The sequence below is a fragment of the Thiohalophilus sp. genome (genome assembly GCF_031581315.1).
In the GTDB taxonomy this organism is placed as follows: domain Bacteria; phylum Pseudomonadota; class Gammaproteobacteria; order UBA6429; family Thiohalophilaceae; genus Thiohalophilus.
On the sequence record NZ_JAVLAZ010000017.1, the window covers coordinates 31994 to 38909 of the forward strand.

The 6916-nt window shown below is 54.3% G+C and carries 3 protein-coding genes and 1 rRNA gene (1 of these 4 only partly in view); all 4 read left to right on the forward strand.

The features are described 5' to 3' along the window. Positions 1–353: 353 nt before the first annotated feature. Positions 354–3872 (forward strand): PAS domain S-box protein, encoded by a 3519-nt coding sequence (locus tag RI563_RS03995; protein ID WP_310693057.1) that lies wholly within the window; start codon positions 354–356, stop codon positions 3870–3872. Between the two features lie 114 nt (positions 3873–3986). Beyond that, positions 3987–4424 (forward strand): response regulator, encoded by a 438-nt coding sequence (locus tag RI563_RS04000; protein ID WP_310693058.1) that lies wholly within the window; start codon positions 3987–3989, stop codon positions 4422–4424. Continuing rightward, positions 4417–6153 (forward strand): putative bifunctional diguanylate cyclase/phosphodiesterase, encoded by a 1737-nt coding sequence (locus RI563_RS04005; protein WP_310693059.1) that lies wholly within the window; start codon positions 4417–4419, stop codon positions 6151–6153. The genes RI563_RS04000 and RI563_RS04005 overlap by 8 nt, the downstream gene beginning before the upstream one ends. Before the next feature lie 405 nt (positions 6154–6558). Next, positions 6559–6916, forward strand: a 16S ribosomal RNA gene (locus RI563_RS04010); its annotated part runs 171 nt beyond the window's last position; the annotation flags it as partial.

The window sequence follows — 6916 nt, forward strand, 5'->3', positions numbered from 1 at the left end:
CCCTTTATCGTAGAGGGGCGGTTCACCTGGGTTTTATTACCACGAAGCCTCGAAGACACAAAGTATTTCGTGTCCTGGTGTCTTCGTGGTGAAGCTTTTCCTTGTCCCTCGGTACCCGGCCCTTTTGCTAGAGATATACCGCCTTTTCAGATCCTCATTCGTTGACCATACTGACAGAGAGACAGGCTTCAGTTGTCAGTGAACCTGTCGGATAGCTGAATAGAGGCATGGCGCAATTTCTGGTGGTTGCGGCTTGTCAGACTGGATGGCAATGGAATAGGCACGACGAGAATGTTGTGCTTCCTGCCCTGTACAGGTGACTTGTCATAGAGCGGGTCAACCCGAGGAATGCAATGCACCCGAGATTAACCGCTTTGCGCTACTGGTTACTGCTTTTCCCTCTCGCCATGTGGGGGACGGTCGTTCAGGCGGAACAAACCGTCCGGGTTGGCGTATTCGATAATCGGCCTATCGTCTTTCAGGACGAAACCGGACAAATTACCGGGATCGCCATCGATGTTCTTCAGGATGTTGCCGGTCAGCATAACTGGCAACTGAAATACCACTATGCCCCATGGAATGAGCTGCTGGAGCAGCTGGAAGCCGGACAAATCGATATTCTGGTCGGTATTGCTTACAGCGACCAACGCGCTGAACGTTTTCGTTTTTCCTCGCAGACGCTGGTAAACAACTGGGGGGTGGTCTATCAGGCCAGTGGCAACAACCTCACTTCCCTCTCCGAGCTGGCCGGGCAACGGATTGCGCTGATGGAGCAGAGTACACATAGCCGGCGTTTCGATGAGCTGATGAAGCGCTTTGGTTTTGAGTACACCCCGCGACGGGTGCCTCATTATGGCGATGTACTGAGTGAGCTGGAACAAAGCCGGGCAGATGCGGGAGTAATAAACCGGATATACAGCCTGCTAAATGAAGGCAAGTATCGGGTGAAACCGACCAGTATTCTGTTCAATCCGGTACAGGTCCGGTTTGCCGCGCCGAAAAAGGTTGACTCGCCATATCTGCCGGTCATTGATGCCTATCTGGTCGAAGCGAAAAATCAAAGCAACTCCTACTATTACGAAAGTCTTAATAAATGGCTGCAAAGAGAGCAGAGCGAACCGGTAGTGCTGGATTGGCTGTGGCCAGCTGTCGGTGTTATTGCCGCCATTTTACTACTGGGTGGGCTATACGGTTATCTGTTGCAAACCCAGGTGCGCTCCCGTACCCGGGAACTGGAGGAGGCAGAAGCCCGATTTCGGCAGCTGGCCGAAGCGGTCGATGCGGTGTTCTGGATGACAACGCCGGATTGGGAGCGGTTTTTATATATCAGCCCGGGCTATAAAAAGATCTGGGGGGACGATCCACAAATCCTGTACAACAATCCCCGCGCCTGGTTTGAGCGTATTCATCCTGAAGATCAGGGCTGGTTGCGAGAGCTTATGCAAGATAAGCATCATCAACTCGAGTCGGAATATACCTTTCCGGAATATCGACTGATCGACAAGTCGGGGAATTTACGCTGGGTCTCCGCCCGGATTTATCCGGTCTTTGATCAGCAGGGTCGTTTGATTCGCATTGCCGGCATTGCCCAGGATGTAACGGAACAACGTCAGACTTATCTGAAACTGCAGGAAAGTGAACAGCGTTTCAGAACCAGTATTGACCATGCTCCCGAGGCCATAACAATCCTGGATGTCGATAGCGGGAGGTTCGTTGATGTTAATAAAAATGGCGAACGACTGTTCGTGCTCGACCGCGAACAACTGTTGCAGTCAGGCCCTGCTGAACTCAGTCCGCCCTGTCAGCCTGCTGGGCAGCCCTCGGACAGCTTGGCGCGTCAATATATTTCCCAGGCACTGGCTGGCGGGACACCGGCATTTGAGTGGGTACACAGGGATTCGCGGGGCAATCTGATCGATTGTGAAATCCGTCTGGTCCGATTGCCGACAGAAGACCGGAATCTGGTTCGTGGCAGTATCACTGATATCACCGATCGCAAGAAAATGCAGTCCCGGCTGCAAGAAAGCCGGGAAAGATTGCAGACCGTGGTTAGTAGTGCGCCGGTGGTGCTGTTTGCGATGGATGCGCAGGGTGTCTTTACTCTGTCAGAAGGACAGTCTCTCGGTGAACTGGGGCTCAAACCCGGTGAAGTAGTTGGCCAGTCCGTCTTTAGCCTGTATCAGGATCATCCCGTGCTAATCGAAGATCTTCAGCGTGCTTTGCATGGCGAAGCATTCCAGGTCGAGAGACGCGTCGGTGATATCTATTTCGAAACTCATTATTCCCCCACTTATGATGGACAGGGCGGGCTGAACGGTTCTATTGGTGTCGCCGTGAATATTACCGAACGCATGAAGGCGCATCAGGCGCTGGAAAGCCAGCAGCAAAAACTGGAGCTGGCCCTGGAAGCGGGACAGGTCGGGATATGGGACTGGGATATGCGTGCCGGTACGGTCGAATGGTCGTCCAGCCTCGAGCACATGTATGGCCTTGAGACAGGAACCTTCAAGGGCCATTTCGAAGATTTTGCCAGGCAGGTATATCCGGGCGATCTCGACAAGATTACCGCTGCTGTCGACACAGCGGTTAAAAACCGCAAGCCGTTTAAAACAGAAAACCGCATTGTACGGGCCGATGGTGAGGTGCGCTGGGTCTACAGCCAGGCCCGACTGCGCTATGACGAGCAAGGCCATGTGATTGGTATGCTGGGTATCACCACAGATCTGACCGAAGTCAAAAAAGCCGAGGAGGCGTTACGTTCGAGTGAGGCCCAGCTGGCGGAGGCGCAACGTATCGCCCACATGGGAAGTTGGCAACTGGATATGAAAACATTCAAAGCCGTCTGGTCTGACGAAGAGTTCAGATTGCTGGGTTATTCTGAGAATGAAATCGACCCCACGCTGGATGATTTCAGGGCACGAGTGCATCCCGAAGATGCCGACAGGGTAGAGCAAGCCATGCAGCGGGCAGCACACTCGACAGATGGTATTTTTGAAATCGAGCATCGGGTCAGGCACCCGGATGGTGTGCAGTTACATGTACTTGAACAGGGGCGAGTGAGATTTGACGCGCAGGGTGATCCGGACGAATTTATCGGTACGACACTGGATATTACCGAACAAAAGCAAACCGAGCAGGAACTTCTGCGGCACAAGTTTCACCTCGAAGAACTGGTGGAAGATCGCACCAGTGAATTGCAGCGAATCAATCGGGAGCTCGAGTCATTCAGCTATTCCGTCTCGCATGATCTGCGCGCCCCGTTACGCGCGATAGACGGATTCAGTCAGGCATTATATGAGGATTACCGCCAGGTCCTTGATGAAACCGGACTGGATTATCTGAAGCGTATACAACGTGCGGCCGAAAACATGTCGCATCTTATCGATAGCCTGTTAAAACTCTCCCGCCTGACACGCAGCAAATTTAAACGTGAGAAAGTCGATTTGAGTCAGCTGGCCCGCGATGTCACCGAAGAGCAGAAACAAAACCGGGCGATTTATGAGGTCGAAGTAGTGATTCAGCCGGACCTTGTCGTCTATGGCGATCTGCAGATGCTGCGCGTCATGCTGACCAATCTTATTAATAATGCGATCAAGTATTCGCAGGGCAAGCCACAGCCGAGGATTGAAATCGGCACCCGCTCGGGAGACAGTCTACGAACCGTGTTTTATGTCGCTGATAACGGGGTGGGTTTCGATATGCGTTATGTGGACAAGTTGTTTGGCGCTTTTCAGCGTTTGCACGGCAACGATGAGTTTGAAGGGCTGGGGATTGGGCTGGCAACGGTACAACGCATTATTCACCGTCATGGCGGGCGCATCTGGGCGGAAGGGAGTCCGGACAACGGAGCGGTATTTTATTTTGTGCTGTGAGGATTGAGGCTGCCGGGTTTTTCGCTATAGTCAATTAAGAGCGTCATCAATTATGGCGCAAAATAAAGTGCAGGAGATGCAGTGCACCTTGGTTATGAGGCATGGGGAGGCGGGATGACAGCCAGACGCATTTTACTTGTCGAAGATAACCCCGATGATCAGATGCTGGTGCTGCGTGCGCTGAAGAAAAACCACATGGATTCAGAGGTGACCGTGGTCGATGACGGTGTGGAGGCATTGGACTATCTGTTTGCCGAAGGCAAATACCAGGACCGCTTCGGGGAATCACTCCCAACCCTGATGTTGCTGGATATTAAATTGCCGCGGCTTGATGGTCATGATGTGTTGCGTCAGTTGCGTGCCGACAGCCGTACTCGCCATTTGCCTGTGGTGGTAATGACCTCATCATCGGAAGAAGAGGATATCCGGAAAAGCTACGAACTGGGCGCCAACAGTTATATCCGCAAACCCATCGACTCTGGCCAGTTCACCTCGACCGTGACCCAGTTGAGCCATTACTGGCTCAAACTCAACCAGTGTCCCTATGTCTGATTCCCCGGAAAAAAAAGTCACCCTGCGTCTGTTGCTGGTGGAGGATAACCCGGACGATGCGGAACTGATATTGCTGGCCCTGCGCCGGGGTGGCTATCAGGTTGATTACACCCGGGTGGACAATGCACCGGATTTGACCCGGGAATTGCGAGAGGCGGACTGGGAGCTGGTGCTGTCTGATTATGCCATGCCGCACTTCAACGGGCTGGCGGCCCTGAAGCTCGTCAAGGAGCATAATCCTGACATTCCCTTCATCGTCATTTCCGGCACCATCGGTGAGGAGGTGGCCGTCGAGGCAATGCGCAAGGGCGCACAGGATTATCTGATGAAGGATAACCTGACCCGGCTATTGCCGGCGATCCAGCGCGAACTGGCGGACGCGGACGAACGGCGCGCGCGACGCGCGGCGGAACAGACCCTGCGCCATCAGGCATATCATGATGTGCTGACCGGGCTGCCCAATCGCTGGCTGTTACGGGATCGCATCGAGCAGGCCTTTGCCTATGCACACCGGGAAAACCATTCGCTGGCGGTGATATTTCTCGATCTGGATCGCTTCAAGAACCTCAATGACACCATGGGCCACATCACCGGCGATCACCTGTTGCGTGCTGTGGCCGAACGGCTCAAATCGGCGGTGACCCCCTGGGACACGATTGCCCGTCTCGGGGGCGATGACTTTGTGCTGCTCTTGCCCGATGTGGGTCGACCTGAGCACGCCAGTGAGAAGGCGGATGCCTTACTCCAACTGTTTCAGACCCCGTTTGTGCTGTCGGGCCAGAATGTCTATGTGGATGCCAGTATCGGGATCGCCATGTACCCTGAAAACGGGCGCGATGCCGACAATCTGCTGAAAAATGCCGAAGCCGCCATGTATTACGCCAAGGAGCAGGGGCGCAATAACTTCCAGTTCTGTACCAGCGGGATCCAGGAAGCGACCGCCACCCGTTTTGTGATCGAAAACGAGCTGCGCGAGGCGATCAAGACATCGCAACTGGTGCTCTATTACCAGCCCCAGTTTTCCCTGCGTAGCTTGGCGGTGACCGGGCTCGAGGCACTGGTGCGCTGGCGGCACCCGGAGCGGGGACTGGTGCTGCCGGACAAGTTCATCCCGGTTGCCGAGGAGACCGGTCTGATCATTTCCCTGGGCGGCTGGGTCATTCAGCAGGCCCTGGCGGACCTGCGTCACTGGCGCAGCCTCGGGTTACAGGTGGAGCGCCTGGCGATTAATCTCTCGGCCCGGCAGCTGTTCCATACCCAGACTCATGACATTCTGCAGCAAAGCCTGGAAGGCGACCCCGTCTCGGCCCATACCCTGGAGCTGGAGATTACTGAAAGCGGCGTCATGCAAGACCCTGAGCAAGCCGTCCAAACGCTCAATGCTTTCAAAGCATTGGGCGTCTCCGTGGCGATTGATGACTTCGGGACAGGCTACTCCTCGCTGTCCTATCTCAAGCGGTTTCCCATCGACCTTCTGAAAATCGACCGTTCCTTTGTCCGCGACATCACCGTGGATGATGATGACGCCGCCATCGTGCGCACCATCCTGGCCATGGCCCAGGCCCTCAACCTGCAGGTCATCGCCGAGGGCGTGGAAAGCGAGAAACAACTCAAGCTGCTGGCCGCCCTGGGTTGCAGCGAAGGCCAGGGGTACTATTACGCCCGCCCCATGCCGGGCGAGGCGCTGGAAGCGTTTTTGCGCGACAAAGCGCCCGCCATCCCGGATTGAAACCGGCCCCTCTCGACCGAAAATTTACCCCCTGATAGCGATATGTCATTTTTTTTACGCATTTGGTCAAAAGGGTGTTGACCGGGGGGCAAAGCTACGTATAATGCGCGCCTCCTGAGACGGCAAAAGGGCGGAAACGCCCGGCATATCAAGGATTCCAAGGGATTAGCCCTTGACGCGAATTCAAAAGATATGCACAATTGCTGGTCTGCTCTGGCCGAATGTCAGAGGTGCTCTTTAACAATTTGATCAGGTAATTTGTGTGGGTGCTTGCGTCGATGAGGCTTTGCCAAAAATGTCGATGTAAGCAATCACGTCAAACCTAAAGCAGTAAGATTAGCGTTTTGATTTAGGATTGCTCTTCATCGCAAAAAGTTTGGTTGCGCTTTAGCAACCGGAATGATTGAACTGAAGAGTTTGATCCTGGCTCAGATTGAACGCTGGCGGCATGCCTAACACATGCAAGTCGAACGGCAGCAGCAGAGAGCTTGCTCTCTGGCTGGCGAGTGGCGGACGGGTGAGTAATGCATAGGAATCTGCCCAGTAGTGGGGGACAACCTGGGGAAACTCAGGCTAATACCGCATACGACCTACGGGTGAAAGTGGAGGATCTTCGGACTTCACGCTATTGGATGAGCCTATGTCAGATTAGCTTGTTGGTGAGGTAAAGGCTCACCAAGGCAACGATCTGTAGCTGGTCTGAGAGGACGATCAGCCACACTGGGACTGAGACACGGCCCAGACTCCTACGGGAGGCAGCAGT

Bases quoted from the DNA above. Each gene is read 5' to 3' on its own strand.
- RI563_RS03995 (WP_310693057.1), top strand. From the start codon at position 354: ATGCACCCGAGATTAACCGCTTTGCGCTACTGGTTACTGCTTTTCCCT.
- RI563_RS04000 (WP_310693058.1), top strand. From the start codon at position 3,987: ATGACAGCCAGACGCATTTTACTTGTCGAAGATAACCCCGATGATCAG.
- RI563_RS04005 (WP_310693059.1), top strand. From the start codon at position 4,417: ATGTCTGATTCCCCGGAAAAAAAAGTCACCCTGCGTCTGTTGCTGGTG.